This is a genomic window from Roseibium sp. (genome assembly GCF_050301095.1).
Taxonomy (GTDB): Bacteria; Pseudomonadota; Alphaproteobacteria; order Rhizobiales; family Stappiaceae; genus Roseibium.
Genome location: NZ_JBNKYW010000045.1, coordinates 1 through 21,282 on the forward strand (window position 1 = coordinate 1; position 21,282 = coordinate 21,282).

The following is a 21,282-nucleotide window of genomic DNA, read 5'->3' on the forward strand; positions in this document are numbered from 1 at the left end:
AACTCCATCACGTAAAAACCTCCACCGGGAATAATCGTACCATTGGGAATCAGTTTGGGTGCGCCCCCGCCGCCGTTAAGGTCGTCAATGTAATGGCCGGAAATATCCAGGTCGGAGGCGGTGGTATTGTACAGTTCGACCCATTCGGTCGCGGCATTGGCGACATATTCATTAATGACTACATCGCCAGCTCCCGGTGGATTGGCCGCCGCCGCCCGGCCTGTTGCCGGTCCCGCTCAAATTCCTGCGGAGTGAAGCACCATGGTTCTTTATGAATTGATCGACTACGCGACGCTGAAAATGATCTGGTGGTTTCTGCTCGGGGTGCTCCTGATCGGCTTTGCGGTCATGGACGGCTTCGACATGGGCGTCGGCGCACTGTTGCCCTTTATCGCCGAGAGCGACATCGAACGACGCGTCGTCATCAACACCATCGGGCCGACCTGGGAAGGAAACCAGGTCTGGTTCATCCTTGGAGGAGGGGCGATCTTTGCAGCCTGGCCTCCGCTCTATGCAATCAGCTTCTCCGGCTTCTATCTGGCCATGTTCGTGGTACTTGCCGCCATGATCCTGCGGCCGGTGGCCTTCAAGTACCGCTCCAAGCGACCGGATCCTTCCTGGCGCAATGCCTGGGACTGGGCGCTTTTCACCGGCTCCTTCGTTCCGGCGCTGGTCTTCGGCGTGGCGGTCGGCAATGTTCTGCAGGGCGTTCCTTTCAGGCTCGACCTTGACCTGAGGATGACCTACGAGGGCTCGTTCTTCGGCCTGTTTTCGCCCTTCGCCCTGCTGTGCGGCCTCCTGTCGGTGGCCATGCTGGTCATGCACGGGGCTGTCTGGCTGACGATGCGGGCAACAGGTGACATTGCGCTGAGGGCCCGCCGTTTCGGTTCGCTCGCGGCCGCGTTCGGCATCGTCCTCTTCGCGCTTGGCGGTTATCTGGTTTTCACCGGTTACGTCGAAGGCTTCCGCATCACGTCCGACGTCGACCCTGGCATGCAGGCCAATCCGCTAGCCAAACAGGCGATTGTGGAGGGTGGTGCCTGGCTACGGAACTACAGCGTCCATCCGATACTCTGGCTGGCGCCGGCGCTCGGCTTCATCGGGATGATCGGGACGCTGATCCTGTTGCAGACCCGGTTGGAAATACTGATTTTCCCTTTTTCCAAGTCGGCGATCTTCGGCATCATTTCAACCGTCGGGGTATCCATGTTCCCCTTCATCCTGCCGTCCTCGGTGCAGCCGGAGGCCAGCCTGACGGTCTGGGATGCGTCTTCAACGCATCAGACACTCTTCCACATGCTGGTGGCCACAGTGATCCTGCTGCCCTGCGTGCTGGTCTATACGGCCTGGGTCTACAAGATCCTGTGGGGCAAGGTGGATGAGGAAACCATCGAACGCGACAATCACACAGCTTACTGAGGAGGAATTAGGATGTGGTACTTCGCCTGGGTTCTCGGTATGCCGCTGGCTTGCTGCCTCGCCATTCTGAACGCCATGTGGCTGGAATTGCGCGTGGATGACGAGAAGATGCGTCACGACGAACGTGGTTGATGGCAAAAAAAAGCCCCGGATCTATGATCCGGGGCTTTTCGTATGCAGGCAGCAGTAGCTTAGGCGGCTTCGACCTTGGAAGCGCGCAGCTTTTCCAGGATGTTCTGCGGCGAGGAAACGCCATAAGGGTCGCTTTCGCAGTTGTCGGAGAAGCCTTCTTCCTCAAACCACTGGTCGACGACACCGTCGTTGACGATCGCGCCGTAGCGCCAGGAACGCATGCCGAAGCCGAGATTGTCCTTGGCAACCAGCATGCCCATCTTGCGGGTGAATTCGCCGGAGCCGTCCGGAATGACCTTCACCTTGTCGACACCCTGTGCCTTTGCCCAGGCGTTCATGACAAACGCGTCATTGACGGAGATGCAGTAGATCTCGTCGATGCCTTCGGCCTTGAACTCTTCATGGAGCTTTTCGAAGTCCGGCAGCTGGAAGGTCGAGCAGGTCGGCGTGAAGGCACCCGGCAGGGAGAACAGAACGACTTTCTTGCCCTTGAAGTAGTCGTCGCTGGTCTTGTCTTCCCAGCGGAACGGATTCGGACCTTCGATGGATTCGTCGCGAACACGGGTGCGGAAGGTGACAAAAGGAACTTTTTTGCCGAGCATGTTTTACTCCGGATCTTGAGATCGTGGGCGGGAGCTTCAAAGTGCCGGTTGAACAGGCTGGTCTGCGGGAGGAGGTGCAGGCGGCCTTCGGCACCTTGAAAGCGAAGATGTCTTCCGCCTAGCGCATTTGCTGCGTTGCCGCAATCCATTTTGGCGTGGCAATTTGTCCAAGTTTTTCAGTGCCTGGCCACTGGCAACCAGCGCCGGAACTCATCGTGGGAAGAGCCGGCGGGTTCGAAAATAGTCGGCAGCTGATGGCTATTGGTTGATCGCATTCAGCGCTTCTGTTTCTGCCGCCAGCACCATGTCGACCGTTTCCTCCGCCATGGCCGGAATAGTCTGTTTCAATTTGTTTTTCAGGGCGGTGAATTCGCTGTTTTCATTGTCCATCTGTTGACGTGCTGCTTCCAGATAGACAAGTCCCTGTCCACCGAAAATCAGGTTCGCGGGATCCGTATCATTTGGATATTGCAGAACCTGCTTGAGTTCGCCTTTGGAAACCCGGGCGACACGGGTCCTGTGCAGTTGGGGATTGCACGTTGTTTCGAAAATCCGGAGCGCGACCGTTTGCATGAGCTGGAGCAGTTCGCCTGCCTCTTTCGGCACACTGGACGGCATGACGGCGGCAAGTTCCTTGTGTAGCAAACCTTCAATCTTCGCCTCGGCCTGATTGATGAAGGCTGCCTGTATCCAGGTTGAGGCTTCCGCCGCTTGTAGCGCGCTCAGCCAAAACGTGTTGTCGGGAAGGTCGTTTTGAATGTCCTTTTGAGGGATCCCAAGCCTACCCCTGAGATTGGAGAACGCCTCCAGCGCCTTGTCGGCAACGTGTCTTCCATGAGTGCGGACCGACCCCAGGCCAAGATGAGCCGCCTGTGTGCCGGTGAAGTAGGAAACCGCCCCCACACGGACGCGGCCGCTGTCGCCGGAGTTCCGCTGATAGCGGGCGCCGCCGACAGATAGCTGCGGTATGGTCACCCCTTGCAGGTAACAATGACCGAGAGCACGCATGCCCTTTCGCAAGGTTGTTTCAACGCGGGTATTCATCCACCTTGCCAACATGTCTTCGCTGGAAAAAACGGGAGAACTGCCCCCGTCATTGCGAAAAGAGTTGGGGAGGAACAGGGATCTGTCGGGCCGAACCCGGCTGCGTTTGCTTGCCGACATTCAGCGTTCCTTTCTTTGAGCGTGCGCGGCAATTCTGATGGATCGTCTAAGACTATTTTGGAGAATGCGGTCTGCCCGCGCAGTGATGGGCATCACAGCCAGCCGTTCATCTGCGCTTTCACCTTGGCCGGATGGGCTTGGATTGCCCTTGGTACCATTCTCCTCGCTTGCCTGTTGAGTTGCCCATCTGCGGCCAAGTCAGAACCGCAGTCTCACGAACCGATTGTAACGCAAGGGGCGCGGGCATCTTCGTCGGCAGGGTTATCAGGCATGCCGTGGCTCTTGATCAGGAGGAGGAAACTCGGACCAATATTGCTTGGACCAAACGGTGAAGTCCGGCAAATGATTGTATACACGAGAGATTTTGCTGTTTAAGTTTGGGCACGCTCGCGGCATTGTGACGGAGGCTGACGCGGGTCGGGGGAATTCTCGTTCGGAATACGGGCATCTGATGCGACAACTGTTTTTGGCGGTAAAGCGGCTTTGCATGGTCTTTACCGCGATTGTGTTCTTCGGCCAGCTGGTCATGGTGCTGATGCGCTATCTGCTCGGCGTCGGGTTTCTGGAAATCCAGGATGCGGTGAACTACGCGTTCGCGGTTCTGGTTGCGCTTTCGGTTGCCGTCTCCTTCGATGCCGACAAACATGTGCGCGTCGACGTCTTCCGCCAGACCTGGAGCGAGGAGACCAACCGGCGGATTGACTGGCTCGGAGATCTCCTGCTGGCATTGCCGGTCTTCTCGATAATGCTCTGGACCGCCTTTCCCCTTGTGCGCAGTTCCTGGTCGATCCTGGAAGGCTCACCAGAGACCGGTGGCCTACCGGGCCTTTTCCTGGTCAAGACCTGTCTCTTGATCCTGCCATTGCTCGTAGTGCTTCTGATGTTGTCGCGGCTTCTGGGAACGATCCGGCGGACAGCCGCATGACCCCGGATCTTCTCTGGCTTGTTGTCATGGTCATCGCGGTTTTTGCCGCCATCCTCTCCGGAGTACCCGTACTTTTGGCGATTGCCGGTGCGCCGACGCTTGTCGCCCTTGCGGCCGCCGCCTTCGGTGATTTCGACCTGGTGTTCTTCCAGGCGGTTCCCCAGCGCGTCTACGGCATCATGACCAATCCGCTGCTGCTTGCGGTGCCGCTCTTCGTGCTCATGGGCCTGCTTCTGGAAAAGTCGAACCAGGCCGAGCGGATGCTGAAGAACCTGACGCTCGCCCTCGGCGGCAATCAGTCGGCGCTGGCGCTTTCGGTCGTTCTCGTCAGCGCGCTTATTGCGGCTTCCACCGGAATCATCGGCGCAACCATCGTGATGCTGGGCACCATCACGCTGCCGGCGCTGTTGTCCGCGGGCGTGAACAAGCACATGAGCAGCGGGTTGATCTGCGCCAGCGGCACGCTCGGACAGATAATCCCGCCCTCCATCGTCCTGATCCTGCTCGGCGACCAGGTGTCCAACGCCTATTTCGAGGCCCAGCAGGAAGCCGGTAACTTCGCGCCGGACCCGGTCACCGTTGGGGATCTCTTCGCGGGCGCGCTGTTTCCGGGGTTGCTGCTGGTTGCGCTTTATGCCGCCTATGTGCTGATCAGGCTTCGCCGGTCGTCTTCTTCCCGACCGGCCGAGGAGAGCAGAGAAAGGGTTTCCCCGTTCGAGCTCTTCAAGAACATCGCTCCGACGCTGGGGCTGATCGTTGCTGTGCTCGGCAGCATTCTGATCGGCGTGGCGACCCCGACGGAGGCTGCGGGTGTCGGCGTGGCCGGGGCCATTCTGATTGCCGCCAGCGGGCAGGGGCGGGGTGCCGCCCGTGTCGCTGCCCTTTGCGCCATTCTGGCGGTCGTGTTGCTGGCCCTGCGACAGGCCGGGCTGTTCGGACTGGAGTTTTCCGGAGGCCGTATCAGCTGGTCGCTCGCCTCGCTCGCCTCCATCGGGCTGACCGTGGCCGCCATCCTGCTGCTGCTGGTCGCCGCCAGCTCACTCTTTCGCAAGGAGGTGCTGCTGCCGGCCCTCGGCGAGACGGTGACCATCACAGGCATGATCTTCGGCATCGTGATGGCCGCAAGTGTGCTGTCGCTGGTCTTCCGGGGATTTGACGGCGATGTCCATGTTGCCGAACTGCTGAACGCCTTGCCGGGCGGCGCCTATGGCATGCTGATCCTGACGATGCTGGTGATCTTCCTGCTCGGTTTCATTCTGGAATTCGTGGAGATCATCTTCATTGTTGTACCGATCGTCGGTCCGGTTATTCTGCAGACGGACATCTCGCCGGTCTGGTTCGCCGTGTTGATCGCGCTCAATCTGCAAACCTCGTTCTTGACACCGCCTTTCGGGTTTGCGCTCTTCTATTACCGTTCGGTTGCTCCGCCGGAAATCAGGACGGTCGACATCTATGTCTCGGTTATTCCGTTTGTTCTGATCCAGTTGATGGCCCTTGCGCTTGTCGCCGCGTTTCCGGCGCTTGCAACCTGGTTGCCCGCTGTTTTGTTCTGAATATTGATAGGTCCTGATCTTAGGGAGGAAATTCATGAAAAGACGCGATTTTCTGAAAGCGGGAGCCGTTGCCGCCCCCGCCACCATGCTGGCCGCGCCCGCCATCGCGCAGGGCAAGGTCGAGTGGAAACTGCCAACATCATTCCCGGCGAAAGCCCCGGGCGTCGGCACCAACGTCACCAGCTTTGCGCAACGGGTTGAGGCCATGTCCGACGGCCAGCTGACGCTCAAGGTCTTTTCCGGCGGCGAGCTAGTGCCACCCTTCGGCGTGGAAGACGCAGTTGAGCAGGGCACGGCCGAGATCGGCCATTCGACGCCCTATTACGCGGCGTCCAAGAATTCGGCCCTGCATTTTTTCTCCGCCGTGCCCTTCGGCATGACGGCGGTCGAAACCACCGCCTGGCTGCGTTACGGCGGCGGGCAGGAGCTGTGGGACGGCCTTTACGCCGAGCGCGGCCTGAAGCCGTTCTATTCGGGTAACTCGGGCGTGCAGGCTGCCGGCTGGTTCAAGAAGCCGGTGACAAACCTCAACGACCTTGCCGGGCTCAACATGCGCATCGCCGGGCTTGGCGGCGAGGCCATGCGCAAGCTCGGCGTCAACGCAGTCATGTTGCCGCCTCCGGAAATCTTCCCGTCCTTCCAGTCGGGCGCCATCGATGCCGCCGAATGGGTCGGCCCAATGCTGGACCAGGCCTTCGGCCTGCAGAAGGTCGCAAAATATTGCTATGTCCCGGCTTTCCACGAGCCCTCGGCCGCTCTTGAGATCGTCGTCAACAAGGAGGCTTTCGACAGCCTGCCTGCGCATCTGCAAGCCGTGATCGCCAACGCAGCCGAAGCCGTCTCCGTCGAGACGACCGCCCAGTTCGACTATTACAACGCTGTCGCCATGCAGAAGCTGAAGGAAGATGGCGTCACCTTCGCGACTTTCCCGGAGGATGTCATGGCAGCCCTGAAAAAGGCTGTTGGCGAGGTGATGGACGAAAACGCGGAGGCCAACCCGACGTTCGCCGAAGTCCGCAAGAGCTACGATGCCTTCCTGGGGCTGGCGGCGGACTATGCGTCGCTCGTGAAAGTGTCGACATTCACGCAGCGTCTTTAAACGCTTGAGTCTGGCCCGGATGGCCTCTTGCCGTCCGGGTCAGGAAACTATTCCTTCAATTGCCGCTCGCGCAACACAATGAAGATGCCGCTGGCGATGATGATGCCCGCGCCGACGAAGGTGATGGGCCCCGGGATCTCGTTCCAGAACAGCCAGCCGAAGAGCGTCGCCCAAAGCAGGGCGCCGTAGTCGAAGGGGGCGACCACCGAAGCGGGGGCCATGCGGAACGCCTGGGTGATCATCGTGACACCGGCCGTGCCGAAAACGGCGATGCCGATGAAGAGTTTCAGGTCTTCGGGCTTCACGGGCGACCAGAAGAACGGCGCGATGAGCGCGCTGAGGAGAGCGCCCGCACCGGTGAGATAGAGCATCAGGGTCCAGACGCTCTCGCGCTGGTCGACCCAGCGGGCGCTGATCATCATGACGGCGTAAAAGATGGCCGTCGCCACCGGCAGGAGCGATGCCGTCTGGAAAGTGCCGGCCCCCGGCCGGACAATGACCAGAACGCCGAGAAAGCCTATCAGCACCGCGGACCAGCGCCGCCAGCCGACCTGTTCCTTCAGGATCAGCGCGGAGAGGGCGGTGACGAAGACCGGCGCTGCAAAGACCAGAGCCGTCGCTTCTGCCAGTTCCAGGTAGATCATGCTGGTGAAGAAGGTCGTCGCCGCGCCGATCCACAGGACCCCGCGCACAAGGTGTGCCACGGGCCGGTAGGAACGAAGGGCGTTGCGGCCACCCATCATACAGGCGATGAGAACCGCAATCGGCAGCGCGATGATGTTGCGCAGGAACAGGATCTGGATGGGCGAATAGCCGGAGGTCAGCTGCTTGGCGATGGCGTCATTGACACAAAGGCAGAATATGCCTGCGCACATCACAAGTATTCCCGCGGTAATCTGAGACCGCGCGCCAATTGCCGCCGATTGCATGGGGTTCCTCCAAATCAGACGGCGAGCTTAGACACCGTAATCTGCGGGCGGCAAGCCGAAATTGGATCAAACCTGTCGCTTCATGCGCTTTCTTTTGCGAAAGCCTGCGGGGAGGGCGGACCGGCATCCTGCTTGCGATCTCCAAAAAGCCCGATAATCTGAGGGCGAAACCGGAGGAACAGACATGCACCCGGAAACCGTTCCTGAAAGCGTCTTTTACACCCGCGTCCGCAACGAGGCGCTCGGCGGGCCCAATCCCTTTGAGTGGCAGACCCTGACAACGGACGACATCTTCAGGGGCAAAAGGGTGGTGCTCTTTGCACTGCCCGGAGCCTTCACGCCGGCCTGCTCGGAAAGCCATCTGCCGGGTTATGAAGCGCACTATGACGACTTCACCGCCGCAGGCGTTGACAAGGTCGTCTGCCTTTCGGTTAACGACGCCTTTGTCATGTTCCAGTGGGCCAAGGCGAATGCAATCGAGAAGGTTTTCATGCTGCCGGACGGCAACGGCGATTTCACACGCAAGATGGGCATGCTGGTCACCCGCACGGCCACCGGCATGGGCCTTCGAAGCTGGCGCTATTCCATGTTTGTCGACGACCGAGTGATCCGGAAGATGTTCATTGAACCTGGTTTCCGGGACGAGCCGCCGGGCGTGCCCATGGAGCAGTCGGATGCGCAAACGATGCTGGACTATTTGAACGTTTCGAAGTTGCCCGCGACCGGCATCTGACCGGACGGTCTCAGCGTCTTTTGTCCGCAATCTGAGCAATTGGCCCTCACGCGTCCCGGTGCTACCCTTTGCCTTGAAGGGAAGAGCCATGGAACGGCATTTGTCAGCTGTGCTGGTTGCGGATGTGGTCGGCTACTCACGCCTCATGGGCGCAGATGAGGCCGGTACACTGGCTGAGCTTGACCGTCACAACGCAGCGCTTTTCAATCCCAAGGCAGTCGAGCACAACGGCCGCATCGTCAAGCTCATGGGCGATGGCAAGCTGATGGAATTCGCCAGCGTCGTCGATGCCGTGAGCTTTGCCGTCGACGTACAGGCTGCCATGGCGAGGGCCAACGAAGGATTGCCGGAAGAGCGCAGGATCGACTACCGCATCGGCATCAACCTCGGCGATATCATGCATCAGGACGGCGACATTTTCGGCGACGGCGTCAATGTCGCCGCGCGTATCGAAGCCCTGGCAGAGCCGGGCGGGATCTGCCTTTCCCGCTCCACTTGCGATCAGGTGCGGGACAAGCTGGACTTGACGCTTTCAGACCTGGGGGACGTGAGGGTAAAAAACATCGCGAGACCCGTTCGGGTGTTCAAGGTTGTCATGGACGGCAAGGCTCTTGCGCTCGCGACTCCCGTCGCAATTGCCGGACAGACAGCCAGGCCCGTTCGCAACCCCCTATATGCGGCTGGTCTTGCCGCCGTGCTGGTGCTTGCTGGCGGGTTCTACTGGTGGCAGCCCTGGGCGCCGAAGATCGAGATAGCAGCGACCGAGAACGTGGTCTTACCGCTGCCGGACAAACCTTCCATTGCCGTGCTGCCGTTCTCCAACGTCAGCGATGATGCCTCCCAGGAGTATTTCGCCGATGGCATGACCGATGACCTGATCACGTCGCTTTCCAAGGTGTCCGGCCTGTTCGTGATCGCCCGCAATTCCAGTTTCACCTTCAAGGACAAGCCAACGCTGATTCCGGAGGTCGCAGAGAAACTGGGGGTCCGATACGTTCTGGAAGGCAGTGTGCGGCGGTCCGGGAAAACGGTCAGGGTGAATGCTCTCCTTATCGATGCAACGACGGGTGGACACGTTTGGGCCGAACGTTACGATGGCGACGTCACTGACTATTTCACCGTGCAGGACACCTTCGTGGAGGAAATCGTCGACGCCCTATCCTTGAAACTCTCCAAATCCGAACGGGAGGAAATTTCGAAAGGGCAGTCTACCAACCTTCTGGCTCGGGAGGCTTTTCAGAAGGGCTGGCAGGAATATCAGCGCTACACGGCCGGAAGCAACGCCGAGGCGGCGCGGCAGTTTCTGACGGCAACCGAGCTGGATCCGGACTATGGCCGCGCCTACTCTGCGCTTAGCATGGCCTACGTCAGAGGCTGCCAGTGGCGCTGGAACGCCGAATTGGGCAAGACGACGGACGAAGCCTTTAACGAAGCGACGAAATACCTCGCAATTGCGGAACGGAACAGTTCGGCGATTACCAAGGTCGCGGCAGCGCAGCTCAGGCTCTACAACAACCAGCACGACAGGTCCTTCGTTGAGGCTGCCCGTGCGATTGCCCTCGACCCGAATGATCCCGAAGCCCAACTCGCCATGGGCGTTGCGATGATCACCACCGGCAGGGCGAAAGCCGGACTGGAGTTCGTTGAAACGGCGGTGCGGCTCAGCCCCAGCCACCCTACCCATTTTGCTCTTGCTGAAGCGCTCGGTCACTTTGCGCTCAACGACATGAAACAGGCGGTTGCCGTCCTGAAGTCGACGTTGAAACGCAATCCCGATGCCATCGATCTGGCACCGCTTCTGGCGGCGAGCCAGGCCAACGCCGGAGACCTGGAGGCCGCCCGCGCCACGCTGAAACGCTGGAAGCCGGGCGCAGACAATAACGAGATCGGTCAGCTTACACGCAGCTATCATTTTCCTTACAAGCTGGCGCGCACTGAGACACGGGTCAGCGAGCGTTTGCGCGGCGGTCTCGCAATGGCCAGCCTGCCGGCGGGCGTGAATGTCGGTAGCTTGATGCGGAAGCTGCAGCAGGGTGACATCGAGAGCCGTATCAACGCCGCCCGAACCCTCGCCCTTTTCGGTGAACTGGCGGTCGAAGCCGTGCCTGCATTGATTGAGACAGTGCAATCAGAACACACAATTCTCAGCAAGAACGCAATTGACACCCTCGGCCGCATTGGCCCGCGAGCCAAGGCGGCCCTGCCGGTATTGGAAGAAATGAACCGGAAGAAGATTTCCGTTTTTGCCGTCAGGCGGGCGATCCGGGAAATCAGGGGAGAGCCGGGTTGAGGGATAAGCCGGGTTTTCGTGGGGTTCAGCTTTTCCTGCTTGGAAAGATATCTGCCCAGCCACAAAGCACTCTACAAATACCTGGTCGTCGCTGGCGGTGACGAGGTCGTCTCCGTCTCGGCCAACGACGCTTTGCCATGTTCCACTGAGCAAAGGCCAATGCAATCGAAAAGGTTTTTAAGCTGCCGGACGGCAACGGCGACTGCTCCCGCAAATGGGCTGTCGTTTGTCCATGCAGCTAACGGAAGGGGCTTCGGAGTTGGCCTTGTTCCATGTTCGACGACGAGGGCGTGATCCGGAAAAGGTCCGTCGAAGCTGGTTTCCGGGATGAATCGCCTGGCGTGCCGGTGCAGCGGTCGGATGCGCAAACGACGCTGGCGTGTCTGACGTCGGCGGGGAGTTTTAACGGGAGGTCAGCCACCTCTTGACCCGTTAGCGGACAAAATCGGACAATAGTTTTTGCGGCGTCACTTCAGGCGCCATTGGACTGAATGCGTGCATCCGGGCGGCCGCTCCTTCATCGGGACCAGGTCCTTTGTTCCATTGCTTCGGGAGGTCCCTCCATGGAAAGGCGGCTTGCGGCTGTCATGTTGCTGGATGTGGTTGGCTACAGCCGGCTCATGGAGATCGATGAAGCGGGCACGCTCGAAGCGCTGAAGCGTCTTCGGCGGGATCTGATCCAACCCAGGATCGGTCGATACAAGGGCAGAATCGTAAAGCTTCTCGGCGATGGCGCCCTGATGGAATTTGCAAGTGTCATCCAGGCGGTCGACTGTGCCATCGATCTTCAGAGAAGCTTTGCCGAGCGCAACAGCGGGGTCGCAGCTGCGCAGCACATCGATTTCCGGATCGGCGTCAATCTCGGCGATGTGTTTGTCGTCGATGGCGATCTCTATGGGGATGGCGTCAATATAGCAGCCCGCCTGGAGGGGCTCGCCGACCCGGGTGGGATCTGTATTTCCGGTACGGCCTTCGATCACGTGAAGTCAAAGGCCGATGTTGCTTTCGAGTTTCTGGGCGAAAAGCAGGTCAAGAACATCGAGGAACCCGTCAGGGTCTACAAGGTAGGGCTTGACGGGGCCAACGCCCTGAGGGCGGCATCCTTCTCCCGCGCGAAGGCAACTCGCCGCAGGCCCACGTCCATCGCGATCATCCCCTTTCATTCCTATTCGAAGGACACCGACTTCCCGGATCTCGTTGCCGCGTTCTGCGAAGACCTGGAGATTGCCTTTTCTCAGCTCCACACGCTTCAGGTGTTCGCTCACGAGCTGTCGATGGCGGCGCTTTCCAAAGACCTCGCCCGATCGGAAATCCGGGCGCGTTTCGGGATCGACTATCTGGTGCAGGGGAGTGTCCGGTCGCTCTCGAACCGGATACGCATCAATATCCAGGTGATCCATCTTGAGACCGGGTTCAACGTGTGGGCTGAACACTTCAACTGCTCGGACGATGACTTCGAGGGCGGTGCTCCGGCCCTCATCGAAAGGATGGTCGCAAGCGCGCAGACCCAGATCGTGCTCCACGTAGGCGCGAACAACAAGCAGTTGAATGATGCGCAGGACCATGTTGAACACCAGGCGTCGAAAGCCTGGTCGATGCTCTACCGGCTCACGCCGGAAGCCATGGACGAGGCCGAAAAACTCGCCACTGCGGCGCTTTCGCTCGACCCTCTTTCCGCCCGCGCCCATCAGGTTCTTGCCTGTGCCCTCTATCACAAGTTCTATATGGGTTTTGCCGAGGATGCTGCCGCGGTTCTTGACCCCGCCCTGGAGCATATAAACAGGGCAGTCGAACTCAACGAAGACGACGAATACAGCCACTGGGTCCGCGGAAACGTCCATGTCTGCCTGAGAAACACCGACAGCGCCATCGCGGCGTTCGGAAGGTGCCGCGAGATCAATCCTTCGTTCTCTCTGGCAATTGCCAGTCATGGCACTGCCTGCGCCTGGAGCGGACGGCGGGACGAAGCCGTCAGGCTGTCCGAACAGGCTCTGGCCGCGAACCCGAAGGACCCCTCGAACTTCTTTCGCTTCAATACGATCTCCGTCGCCCATTTCACCGCCGGCGACTATGAAAACGCCCTGCATTGGGCCGAGAGGACGACGGAACGCAGGAAGAAGTTTCTGGTGCCCCACCTGATCCAGGTCGCCTCGAGCGCTCTCGTTCAGGGCAACGATGTGGAAGCGAAAGTCCGTGAGATGTTGAATGAGTTCCCGGCGGCCCTGACAAGAAACACCGAATACGCGCCCTTCACGCGAACCGAAGACCGGGAGGCGCTTGAAGAGGGGCTGAAGCGCGCGTTTGAAATGATTTCTGGATGAGCAACTTGCCGGCCACCAGTAGCCTGCTGGATTTGTGTTGCAGGTCGCCGCAAACACATCGCCATACGAGCGTTCAGAAATCGGTGCGCCCGGAAGGAATGTGACGTCAGCGCCGTGAGACGTCTGTCGCTCCGCCGGCAGAATTCAGGCGCCGCTCGCGAGACTGAAATTCAGTCACCGGGATATCGGACCTGACCTGATGCGTGTCGCTCTTTTCGGGGTGGTTCGAAAAGGTGCTCCGAAGCACGGCGAGGCGATCGAGCACCGCTTCCCGTCGTGCCTCGAGATCGGCTCGCAATCGATCTATATGTTCTAGCTTCTGCGTCAGTTGTTCGATGCCACCCTCGCATGGCCCGGCGCCCTCATCCGAAAGGCAGGCTGCCATGGAACGGATTTCGCGCGTGGAAAAACCTGTTGAGATGAAGTCGCGAATGCGACCGGCCCGGCGCAGATCGGCCTCGCTGTAAATGCGATAGCCGTTCTCCGAACGCTGGACGTCCATCAGGCCGGCCTTTTCATAGTGGCGCAGCATGCGTTGCGTGATCCCGATCCTCTCCGCGGCTTCCTTGGCTTGCATCCCAGCTTCCTTCCCATCGTCACAGAACCCTAACATACATGTTAGGGGCACTACATGAGATCAAGAGATATCGGGCGGCTGCCGGACATCCGCCCAACTCTTGAAGCAATGCGGTGTCAGGTCCGCAGCGCCCAGCCACCATCCACCGTCAGCACCTGGCCGGTTAGCCATTCACTGTCCGCACCACCGAGCCGCAGGATCCAGGGAACGACATCGGCGGGAAAGCCGCGCCGCCCCAAGGGGACCTGGGTTTTCTCCTGCGCCTCGATTGCTTGCGCCATCTCTTCGGGCAGGCCCATCATGCCAGTCAGCGCGCCGCTCTTGACCGGCCCGGGGGCAACTGCGTTCACCCTTATTCCGTCACCGGCCAGTTCGATGGCCCAGGAGCGGGTCAGATGTTCCAGCGCGGCCTTTGTCGCCGCATAATGGGCCAACTGCGGTGCGGCGTTCCGGGAGACCGCCGTTCCGATATTCACAACCGCTCCCTTCGTCTCGCGCAGGGCGGCCTGGCCTTCTTTCACCAACAGGGAAGGGCTGGTGATGTTCACCGCGCATATTTCTGCGATTACCGCAGCGTCATAAACTTCAATAGGCAATGGTCTGCCCGCACCGGCATTGTTGACGATCAGGTCGAGCCGTCCCCAATGGCTCAGGGCCGTTTCGACAATGCGCGCGGCGATGGCGGGATCGACACTATCGGCCTGCAAGGTCCTTATCGCGTCATTCAATGCCGCCACTTCGGCGAGCCTCGCAGCATCGCGCCCGGTGACAAGCACCTTTGCACCCCGTTCCACCAGCGCCAGCGCAGTCGCCGCCCCGATGCCGGAACTGCCCCCGGTTACGATCCCGACCTTGCCTTGCCAATTGTTCTCTACAGTCATTGCATGCCTTTCCCTGATTGGAACGCCGCGCGAAATTGCGCGTAGGTCGGGTCTAGGGGTTTGACACTAGTGTCAGGGTCAAGCAGGAATGCGAGCAGGGCAATGAAGGTCGCATTCCTGCCGGCATGAAGGCACGAAGCGGAGGTGAGCCGGAAGAAGGTTTCCGTCTTTGCCGTCAGTCGGGCGATCCGGGAAATCGGGGGAGCCGGGTTAAGGCATTTGAACGTAGGTCCGCAGCGGTTCTGTGCGTTGAAGGCCTGCCTCACGGGCTTGCGACCCAAGATACTGTCCGACCGACCGAATGGCGGAGCTTTTCGAGCGTGGCGTTTCCAACGCTCGCGGCTCAATGGATTTCGGCCATCGGTGCGGGACACCTTGACCGGGAAGAGGCGAGAAACCGTCGCGGCTACACCGCCATCCCGACACAACAGCATGCATCACAGTCCCGGACAAGTTGCGAGACCGAAGGTCCATTTCAAGCCCAAACCGGACACGAATTTGCGCTGCGGTTCCTTGAAGACTGGATCACAAAGGCCTTGGCTCACATTTCCGGCACCGGCAAAGCGGCGAACAGGCCCCGTAACCACTCCGAGATCGTTCTGAGGTTATCGTCCGAAATGCGAGCCTTGTGGAATACGAGAAAAGCGCCGGTCTCGGGGCGCAGACGCACTTTCGACAGCAGCGTCAGCTGACCGGAGTTTATCTCGTCCGCTGTCGTGATGATGTCCGGCAGCGCTACCCCGTGCCCTGCCATGGCAAATTCGGTGGCCAGGGCACGGTTTTCGAACTCGACAAAGTTCAAATCTGATGACGGACGATAGCCGGCGCAGTCAAAGAACTGGTACCAGGCATGCTGGTATCCTTTTGCTGTTGCCAGCGTCATTTTCGCAATCCGGTCGCATTGAATTGGTAGATCGATACCATCAACCAGAGATGGCGCACAGACAGGCGATAGCAGATCCCGGTGAACCTGGACTGCCGAAAGACCCGGCCAGTTGCCGGCGCCGTGGCGAAGAGCGGCATCAACTTCAGACGTGTCCAGGTCGACCAACCCGTACGAAAAATCAAACCTTATCCGTATGTCCGGGTGTTCGGCATGGAATGCGTCGAGTGCCGGCAGCAGGAACCGGTTGGCATACCAGGGAACCGTGCTGATTGTGACATGCCCGGCGCCACTTCTGGCATTGAAGTCCCTGAGGGCACGATCCATCGCATCCATGGCCCCGGTCAATTCCCGAGCGAAGGTCCGAGCCTCCTCCGTCAGTGTTACGCCGCGGCCGCTGCGATGAAAGAGCTTCGACCCCAGGGACACCTCCAGGGCCTTGATCTGATGAGAAACTGCAGCGTGTGTTACATTCAGTTCTTCCGCTGCTTCCTTGAAGCTCAAGTGGCGCGCAGCGGCCTCGAATGCTCGAAGTTGGTTGAGGGGTGGCAGGCGGCGTCTCATGAGGAAGTGACGTTAGAATTTCTAACTCCCCCGGTGAGATTTGATCGTTTGTCTGCGCCCATGCCGGCACCCTACAGTGAGCTGCAACGCCAACCAACAGAACCCGCTGTTACGAAGGAGTGCCGAAATGAGACGGGACACACATCATGACCCCTACAACCTCGAGCTCGAATTCCTGCGTTACGGGTTTCCAAGGATACCGTGGTTGGCAGTAGACTCTCCAGAAATTTTCCACCGGCATCCGAAAGGAGAGGAAGGGGAACCGCAGACGAGGAAAAATCATGGCCGAAACTGACAGCAAGTTCGCCGACGATCTGGAAAATTTTACCGGACAATGCCTGTGCGGGAATGTGAAATTCCGGTCCCTTAACCCGCCATACAACGTTGGTTACTGCCATTGCGACATGTGCCAGAGATCGCTCGGAAACCTGTTTGGCACATGGGTCATTCTGAAGACCAGGGATCTCGAGTTCACCAGCGGGCAGCCGAAGTGGTATGAATCAAGCGACCGGGTACGCCGTGGGTTCTGCGGCGATTGCGGGTCGCCGATCTGCTACGATCCGAACGACAAGGACTACACGGCGATGTGGATCGGAACCCTCGACAACCGCGAAGCGTTTAAGCCGCGGGCGCACTGGCACACGAAGAACAAGATACCCTGGGTGGACATTCACAGCCATCTGCCGGTGCGGTCGTAGACCAAAGTTAGAGCGTCCATTCGACCTGGTCCGTCAAAAGGCGGCGATCCTGGTTTTAAGGCAACTTCTCTCACATTGCCGACGAGCGGGAACACAAGCATCCGCACAATGCATTAGAATGACTTCCAGGGGCGTAAGTGGTTCCGTGCGGATTACCTTTTGGCAGTCCTCCAAGCCACCTTTCACTGGACTAACGCCCGTTTTCGACGTACTTCCGCCCGAAATCGGATTAAAACAGACGCCAAATCGAAGACAGGCCGCGGGGATTGCTCCCAAGTGTATGAAGCTACGAACGTCAGCAAAAAAGTAAAACTCTCCGTCGCCCCGATGATGGAGTGGACGGACAGGCATTGCCGGGCGTTTCACCGGCAGCTGTCGAAGAACGCGCTGCTTTATACCGAGATGGTGACGACCGGGGCGGTGATTCACGGCGACCGGGAGCACCTGCTGGGGTTTTCGGATATCGAACATCCGATTGCCTGCCAGGTCGGCGGGTCCGATCCGAAGGAGATGGCGGAAGCCGCAAGGATTGTCGAGGGCTTCGGCTACGACGAGGTCAATATCAACGTTGGCTGCCCGTCCGACCGGGTACAGTCGGGCCGTTTCGGCGCCTGCCTGATGCAAGAACCGGAACTGGTCGCGGCCTGCGTTGCGGCGATGAAGACGGCGGTTGACATTCCGGTGACGGTCAAATGCCGGATCGGCGTCGACGATCAGGACCCGGAAGAAGCGCTCGACCGGATGGCCGACGCGGTCTTTGCTGCCCAAGCCGACGCGCTTTGGGTGCATGCTCGCAAGGCCTGGCTTCAGGGGTTGAGCCCGAAGGAAAACCGGGACATTCCGCCGCTCGACTATGACCGGGTGCTGCGGCTGAAGCAGCGTCTGCCGGAGAAATTCATCGGTCTCAACGGCGGCCTTCAGTCGCTCGACCAGGCAGAGCCCTATCTGGAGCATCTGGACGGGTTGATGTTCGGACGCGCGGCCTATCACACGCCCGAGATCCTGGGTGAAGTTGACCGGCGGCTTTATGGCGGCACGGCACCCGATGTGTCGCCTTGGGACGCGGTCAAGGGCCACATGTCCTATCTGGAAGACCAGCTTGGCAAGGGCGTGAAGCTCGCGCATATGACCCGCCACATGCTGGGGTTGTTTCATGGCCGCCCGGGCGCGCGTTCTTGGCGGCGAATATTGACCGTCGAGGCGATCAGGCCGGGTGCGGGGCTGGAAGTCGTCAAAAAGGCGCTCTCCGCCGTCAGTCCGTCGAATTTCGAGGCGGATGCGGCCGAATAGGGCGATTTCCTCAGGATTCGGTCTTGGGCGTTCGGGACTGGTTGTTTTTCCTGATGTCCGTGATCTCGCGTCCGTCAGCTCCCTGGCAGGACAGCTATCTCGTTTTCCTTAAGGTTCTCGGAAAACAAAGGTATCACTCCGGGCGACCGAAGGGAGATCCGGGGCCCACTCGTTTCCAGGACCCTGGAGCGAGGCAGTGCCTTTGGTCGAAGATTTTCGCTTCAGCAAGATTTAATGCGAGTAGGCCCGGATCCGCGCTGCGCTTGTCCGGAGCAACGCAAAAACACCATTTCCGAAACGCGGTTGTCTTGTCACGCAGGAGAGGCAGGCGAGCAGACCGATGGAATCACGGCGTCATGATCAGCTTGTCGCCTTCGATCCGCCAGCTGTGCAGCTTGTCGAGCGCGGTCATGCCCAACAGGCTGCTTTCAAGTGTGCCTTCCCGTGCGACGAACCCCCGAACGTCGCTCAAAAAAGTGTCGCCGATGGTGATCGACCCGATTCTGATCGGGGCGACAAGGGCCCGTCCGTTGGCGGTGGAAACGGGGACGGTGAAGGAAAGGTCCTTTTCCCGGTAGCCCGCACGGCGGGCGTCCTCGGCGGTTAGCACGACAGCACTTGCGCCCGTGTCCAGCAGGAACTGCGTTCTGGACCCGTTGGTGCGCCCGGTAACGATGAAATGGCCGGTGGCATCACGCACGATCAGGATGGAGCCGTCCGGTTGCGAGACCGCGAGGCCCGGGGCGAGCGCGCCCAGAACGCGGTAACCGCCCTGAACCAGTTCGGAACGGTAGGTGTAGCCGACCACCAGCAGTGCCGCCAGGCCGCCGTAGAACAGGACGGCATGGACGATCTCCCGGACCTTGGGCTGTCCAAAGACGAAACTTGTCAGGAAGACGAAAGCAAGTGCGGAGAGGGCGACGAGGCGCGGACCTGTGTCGTCGAAGTTGGCGTTTGCCGGATCGGTCGGATCGCCGAAGAAATAGAAGAAGGCTGCTGCTCCCATAATGGTCACCAGCAGCACGACGATCAGGCCGCGATATTGTCCCGGGCTTTTCATAAGCGTTTCCCCGGCGCGCCGCCCGGCTGGCGGCGCCTTTCCAGGTCCCTCATGATCTCCGCGCGCCTGCCGTCGCTCAAGGCGCTCCATCCGGCGATCTCGTCCAGTGTTCTCAGGCAACCGGTGCACAGGCCGCTTTGCCGGTCGATCTCGCAGACGTTTATGCAAGGTGACTTCATGGGGCCCGTATGATTACCGATTGTGGCGACGCCAAGACTGTGTTCCGAAGCATCTCCGCCCATACGGGACAACTCAATACCCACCCGTCGCAAGTGTTATGGGTGCGGTGATGATCTTGATGGGCAAAGTTACAGCAGTTTGCGCCGTATTTCCAACAAAACTGCCAAGATCGCTGCCGAGGTCCCGTGGGCCGTCGATACTGGCGACGCTGGTCAGGCTGCGATTGCCGAGCGCGCGCTGCAATTCAGGTGAAAACTCGGCGAGCGCGGCAAATTTCGAATGGTGCGCGGAATCGTCCGCTTCCAGGTCGGTGACGTCGATGACCACCGCGCCGAGAGATGCCAGTTCCTCGTCGTTCGAGAAGGCGCCCACCCGTTCAACACCGCCGGAAAGGGCACGCGAAAGGCGCAGGGCCCGGTCGTCCCGCGACAGCACGACGACAAAGGGTTTCTGCGGCTTGCCGAGCCTTCGCAGGTTGGCCTTGAAGAGGTCGATATCGATATCGGGGGCCGCGAGCACCACGACCCGGATCTTGCGATTGATCTTCTGCCGAACCTTCGGCGGCGCCTGCCGGATGGTTTCCATAAGCAAATAATTGCCCATGGAATGGGCCAGCACGGAGATCGTCTCCGCGTTGCTGTTGGCAAGGTCGGTCAGCGTGCGCTCGAGGGCATCGCGGGCGATGGCGGCGCTGTTCAGGTCGTAGAGGTAGTCTTTCAGCTTCCCCCTGGAGGCCCAGGTGAACAGAACGGGGACAGAGGACTGTTCTGCGTCGTGTACGAACTGAGTGAACCGGTAGAGCCCTTCGGCAAAAAGCGTGTTGTAGCCGTGTATGAACAGAAAGGCGCCGCGCTTGCCGTGTGGGCGCTTGCGCAGCTCTTCGTTCAGGCGGGCCTTGAACGCCGTTTCTGATGGTAGGTAGGCGGCATTGCGGGTCACGAAGTCGGTGGCCGGATTCCCAGGCAGGGACGATGGCCATTCGATGGCACCGGCTACATGTGCAGGCGGAACCGAAATCCGGACTTCCGCGTAATTGACCTCCTGGGCCCGCTCGCCGTTGAAATAGGTGCCTGGCCGTTCGTCGCGCTCGCGAGTGGTCACGATCAGGATGTCATGGTTGCTTGCGCCCTCGACCGGCTCGGTGTTTAGCGCCAGGGCACCTTCATCCGGACGGCTGGAACAGGCGGTCAGTCCGGTCAATAGGGCTGCGAGCACAAGACAGATTTTGACGGCTGCAAGCCGGTTCCCGGACACCATGTACTACTCCCCTTCGACCGAATGGCCTTCCTGCCGGACAAACCTTCTTCAGGACACCATAAGCATTCCGAGAAGAAATCCCAGTGCGCTGAGTTGTTGAACCGCGCCAAGAACGTCACCCGTCGTTCCACCGATCTTTGCAACGGCCAGCTTTCCCGCCGCATGGGCCGCGCCCGCGGCAAGCAGCAACGCCAGCGACAGGGCAGGCAGGGAGAGCATCAGGGCTGCCGGGATCAACAGCGGAAGTGTTACGAAAGCGGCCTGGCGCACCATGCGGACATCCGGTTTGCCGAACCGGGCTCCGAGCCCCTCCGGACGGGCCAGCGAATGCATTTGCCACTGCCAGACCATCAACAGCCTGCTGAGCGCCTCGCTTCCCAGGAAGATGAGAGCCGCGTCCGCCGGGTTGAACCGCTGGAAGAGCGCGGCCAGCAGGGCAACCCGGAGGATCAGGGAAAGCGCCAGTGCGATGGCTCCGAAGGCGCCGATGCGGCTGTCTTTCATGATTTCCAGCCGCCGTTCCCGCGTGCCGCCGCCGAAAAATCCGTCCGCGACGTCTGCCAGGCCGTCTTCATGGAGGGCACCCGTCGTCATTGCGCAGGCTGCCGCCATCAGCACGGCCACCGCCAGGACGGGCAAGGCGGTGAAGCCGAGCACCATGCCGAGACCGGCCGCGGGGAGGGCGATGATGGCCCCGGCCAGCGGCGCGGCGCGCGAGATGCGGG

Annotated in this window: 20 protein-coding genes and 1 pseudogene; 10 read left to right on the top strand and 11 right to left on the bottom strand. The window is 60.1% G+C overall.

The features are described from left to right. Positions 1-185: pseudogene (locus tag ACQY7U_RS03860) on the bottom strand (lamin tail domain-containing protein); the annotation flags it as partial. Positions 186-261: 76 nt separating this feature from the next. On the opposite strand from ACQY7U_RS03860, the gene cydB reads away from it, so the two are divergent. Then, entirely contained in the window at positions 262-1,419 is a 1,158-nt protein-coding gene (gene cydB / locus ACQY7U_RS03865; RefSeq protein WP_428642163.1) for a cytochrome d ubiquinol oxidase subunit II, read from the top strand. Positions 1,420-1,431: 12 nt separating this feature from the next. After that, positions 1,432-1,551, top strand: coding sequence for a cytochrome bd-I oxidase subunit CydX (gene cydX / locus ACQY7U_RS03870; protein ID WP_428642165.1), 120 nt, complete (start codon positions 1,432-1,434; stop codon positions 1,549-1,551). 59 nt (positions 1,552-1,610) lie between these two features. Here cydX and ACQY7U_RS03875 read toward each other — a convergent pair whose 3' ends face one another. Further along, a complete protein-coding gene (locus ACQY7U_RS03875; RefSeq protein ID WP_428642168.1) occupies positions 1,611-2,153 on the bottom strand; it encodes a peroxiredoxin in 543 nt (180 codons plus the stop codon). Positions 2,154-2,411: 258 nt separating this feature from the next. Continuing rightward, positions 2,412-3,197 carry a hypothetical protein gene (locus ACQY7U_RS03880; RefSeq protein WP_428642171.1) on the bottom strand — a complete coding sequence of 262 codons (786 nt, stop codon included), beginning with the start codon at positions 3,195-3,197 and terminating at the stop codon, positions 2,412-2,414. 571 nt (positions 3,198-3,768) lie between these two features. Between ACQY7U_RS03880 and ACQY7U_RS03885 the strand changes: the two genes are divergently transcribed. From ACQY7U_RS03885 to ACQY7U_RS03895, 3 genes are read left to right on the top strand one after another with little or no spacing between them, the layout of a single operon-like run. Beyond that, a complete protein-coding gene (locus ACQY7U_RS03885) occupies positions 3,769-4,242 on the top strand; it encodes a TRAP transporter small permease subunit (RefSeq protein ID WP_428642173.1) in 474 nt (157 codons plus the stop codon). After that, positions 4,239-5,795, top strand: a complete 1,557-nt coding sequence (locus ACQY7U_RS03890; RefSeq protein WP_428642175.1) for a TRAP transporter large permease — start codon at positions 4,239-4,241, stop codon at positions 5,793-5,795. Before ACQY7U_RS03885 ends, ACQY7U_RS03890 begins: the two co-directional genes overlap by 4 nt. A 34-nt stretch (positions 5,796-5,829) precedes the next feature. Beyond that, positions 5,830-6,894 (top strand): TRAP transporter substrate-binding protein, encoded by a 1,065-nt coding sequence (locus ACQY7U_RS03895; protein WP_428642178.1) that lies wholly within the window; start codon positions 5,830-5,832, stop codon positions 6,892-6,894. A 47-nt stretch (positions 6,895-6,941) separates the two neighbouring features. Here ACQY7U_RS03895 and ACQY7U_RS03900 read toward each other — a convergent pair whose 3' ends face one another. Continuing rightward, on the bottom strand, positions 6,942-7,823 hold the full coding sequence (locus ACQY7U_RS03900) for a DMT family transporter (RefSeq protein ID WP_428642180.1): 882 nt from the start codon (positions 7,821-7,823) through the stop codon (positions 6,942-6,944). Positions 7,824-8,007: 184 nt separating this feature from the next. Here ACQY7U_RS03900 and ACQY7U_RS03905 point away from each other — a divergent pair, with 184 nt between their 5' ends. From ACQY7U_RS03905 to ACQY7U_RS03915, 3 genes are all read left to right on the top strand, one after another. Continuing rightward, a complete protein-coding gene (locus tag ACQY7U_RS03905) occupies positions 8,008-8,556 on the top strand; it encodes a peroxiredoxin (protein WP_428642182.1) in 549 nt (182 codons plus the stop codon). 88 nt (positions 8,557-8,644) lie between these two features. Further along, positions 8,645-10,846, top strand: coding sequence for a HEAT repeat domain-containing protein (locus tag ACQY7U_RS03910; RefSeq protein WP_428642184.1), 2,202 nt, complete (start codon positions 8,645-8,647; stop codon positions 10,844-10,846). Positions 10,847-11,409: 563 nt separating this feature from the next. Next, a complete protein-coding gene (locus ACQY7U_RS03915; protein ID WP_428642186.1) occupies positions 11,410-13,167 on the top strand; it encodes an adenylate/guanylate cyclase domain-containing protein in 1,758 nt (585 codons plus the stop codon). Between the two features lie 106 nt (positions 13,168-13,273). On the opposite strand, the gene ACQY7U_RS03920 is transcribed toward ACQY7U_RS03915, so the two are convergent. From ACQY7U_RS03920 to ACQY7U_RS03930, 3 genes are all read right to left on the bottom strand, one after another. After that, positions 13,274-13,744: a MerR family transcriptional regulator gene (locus ACQY7U_RS03920; protein ID WP_428642188.1), complete on the bottom strand. Its 471-nt coding sequence runs from the start codon at positions 13,742-13,744 to the stop codon at positions 13,274-13,276. 116 nt (positions 13,745-13,860) lie between these two features. Then, positions 13,861-14,625 (bottom strand): SDR family NAD(P)-dependent oxidoreductase, encoded by a 765-nt coding sequence (locus tag ACQY7U_RS03925; protein ID WP_428642190.1) that lies wholly within the window; start codon positions 14,623-14,625, stop codon positions 13,861-13,863. 541 nt (positions 14,626-15,166) lie between these two features. Then, positions 15,167-16,072, bottom strand: coding sequence for a LysR substrate-binding domain-containing protein (locus tag ACQY7U_RS03930; RefSeq protein ID WP_428642192.1), 906 nt, complete (start codon positions 16,070-16,072; stop codon positions 15,167-15,169). A gap of 281 nt (positions 16,073-16,353) precedes the next feature. On the opposite strand from ACQY7U_RS03930, the gene ACQY7U_RS03935 reads away from it, so the two are divergent. Both ACQY7U_RS03935 and dusA read left to right on the top strand, forming a co-directional pair. Continuing rightward, entirely contained in the window at positions 16,354-16,770 is a 417-nt protein-coding gene (locus ACQY7U_RS03935; protein WP_428642194.1) for a GFA family protein, read from the top strand. Between the two features lie 327 nt (positions 16,771-17,097). Continuing rightward, positions 17,098-18,060, top strand: a complete 963-nt coding sequence (gene dusA, locus ACQY7U_RS03940) for a tRNA dihydrouridine(20/20a) synthase DusA (RefSeq protein WP_428642204.1) — start codon at positions 17,098-17,100, stop codon at positions 18,058-18,060. 346 nt (positions 18,061-18,406) lie between these two features. Here dusA and ACQY7U_RS03945 read toward each other — a convergent pair whose 3' ends face one another. The 4 genes from ACQY7U_RS03945 to ACQY7U_RS03960 all read right to left on the bottom strand — a co-directional run. Further along, complete coding sequence (locus ACQY7U_RS03945) at positions 18,407-19,120, bottom strand: retropepsin-like aspartic protease family protein (RefSeq protein WP_428642196.1); 714 nt, start codon at positions 19,118-19,120, stop codon at positions 18,407-18,409. After that, the gene (locus tag ACQY7U_RS03950) at positions 19,117-19,299 is read right to left on the bottom strand and encodes a DUF1289 domain-containing protein (RefSeq protein ID WP_428642197.1); all 183 of its coding nucleotides are present in this window, start codon (positions 19,297-19,299) and stop codon (positions 19,117-19,119) included. The genes ACQY7U_RS03945 and ACQY7U_RS03950 overlap by 4 nt, the downstream gene beginning before the upstream one ends. Positions 19,300-19,372: 73 nt before the next feature. Then, positions 19,373-20,557 (bottom strand): alpha/beta hydrolase, encoded by a 1,185-nt coding sequence (locus ACQY7U_RS03955; protein ID WP_428642199.1) that lies wholly within the window; start codon positions 20,555-20,557, stop codon positions 19,373-19,375. 48 nt (positions 20,558-20,605) lie between these two features. Then, on the bottom strand, positions 20,606-21,282 hold a 677-nt coding region (locus ACQY7U_RS03960), incomplete at its 5' end, for an adenosylcobinamide-GDP ribazoletransferase (protein WP_428642202.1).

Bases quoted from the DNA above. Each gene is read 5' to 3' on its own strand.
- cydB (WP_428642163.1), top strand. From the start codon at position 262: ATGGTTCTTTATGAATTGATCGACTACGCGACGCTGAAAATGATCTGG.
- ACQY7U_RS03945 (WP_428642196.1), bottom strand. From the start codon at position 19,120: ATGAAAAGCCCGGGACAATATCGCGGCCTGATCGTCGTGCTGCTGGTG.
- ACQY7U_RS03880 (WP_428642171.1), bottom strand. From the start codon at position 3,197: ATGAATACCCGCGTTGAAACAACCTTGCGAAAGGGCATGCGTGCTCTC.
- ACQY7U_RS03895 (WP_428642178.1), top strand. From the start codon at position 5,830: ATGAAAAGACGCGATTTTCTGAAAGCGGGAGCCGTTGCCGCCCCCGCC.
- ACQY7U_RS03930 (WP_428642192.1), bottom strand. From the start codon at position 16,072: ATGAGACGCCGCCTGCCACCCCTCAACCAACTTCGAGCATTCGAGGCC.
- ACQY7U_RS03920 (WP_428642188.1), bottom strand. From the start codon at position 13,744: ATGCAAGCCAAGGAAGCCGCGGAGAGGATCGGGATCACGCAACGCATG.
- ACQY7U_RS03915 (WP_428642186.1), top strand. From the start codon at position 11,410: ATGGAAAGGCGGCTTGCGGCTGTCATGTTGCTGGATGTGGTTGGCTAC.
- ACQY7U_RS03885 (WP_428642173.1), top strand. From the start codon at position 3,769: ATGCGACAACTGTTTTTGGCGGTAAAGCGGCTTTGCATGGTCTTTACC.
- ACQY7U_RS03890 (WP_428642175.1), top strand. From the start codon at position 4,239: ATGACCCCGGATCTTCTCTGGCTTGTTGTCATGGTCATCGCGGTTTTT.
- ACQY7U_RS03900 (WP_428642180.1), bottom strand. From the start codon at position 7,823: ATGCAATCGGCGGCAATTGGCGCGCGGTCTCAGATTACCGCGGGAATA.
- ACQY7U_RS03955 (WP_428642199.1), bottom strand. From the start codon at position 20,557: ATGGTGTCCGGGAACCGGCTTGCAGCCGTCAAAATCTGTCTTGTGCTC.
- ACQY7U_RS03935 (WP_428642194.1), top strand. From the start codon at position 16,354: ATGGCCGAAACTGACAGCAAGTTCGCCGACGATCTGGAAAATTTTACC.
- ACQY7U_RS03925 (WP_428642190.1), bottom strand. From the start codon at position 14,625: ATGACTGTAGAGAACAATTGGCAAGGCAAGGTCGGGATCGTAACCGGG.
- ACQY7U_RS03950 (WP_428642197.1), bottom strand. From the start codon at position 19,299: ATGAAGTCACCTTGCATAAACGTCTGCGAGATCGACCGGCAAAGCGGC.
- ACQY7U_RS03905 (WP_428642182.1), top strand. From the start codon at position 8,008: ATGCACCCGGAAACCGTTCCTGAAAGCGTCTTTTACACCCGCGTCCGC.
- ACQY7U_RS03910 (WP_428642184.1), top strand. From the start codon at position 8,645: ATGGAACGGCATTTGTCAGCTGTGCTGGTTGCGGATGTGGTCGGCTAC.
- dusA (WP_428642204.1), top strand. From the start codon at position 17,098: ATGATGGAGTGGACGGACAGGCATTGCCGGGCGTTTCACCGGCAGCTG.
- ACQY7U_RS03875 (WP_428642168.1), bottom strand. From the start codon at position 2,153: ATGCTCGGCAAAAAAGTTCCTTTTGTCACCTTCCGCACCCGTGTTCGC.
- cydX (WP_428642165.1), top strand. From the start codon at position 1,432: ATGTGGTACTTCGCCTGGGTTCTCGGTATGCCGCTGGCTTGCTGCCTC.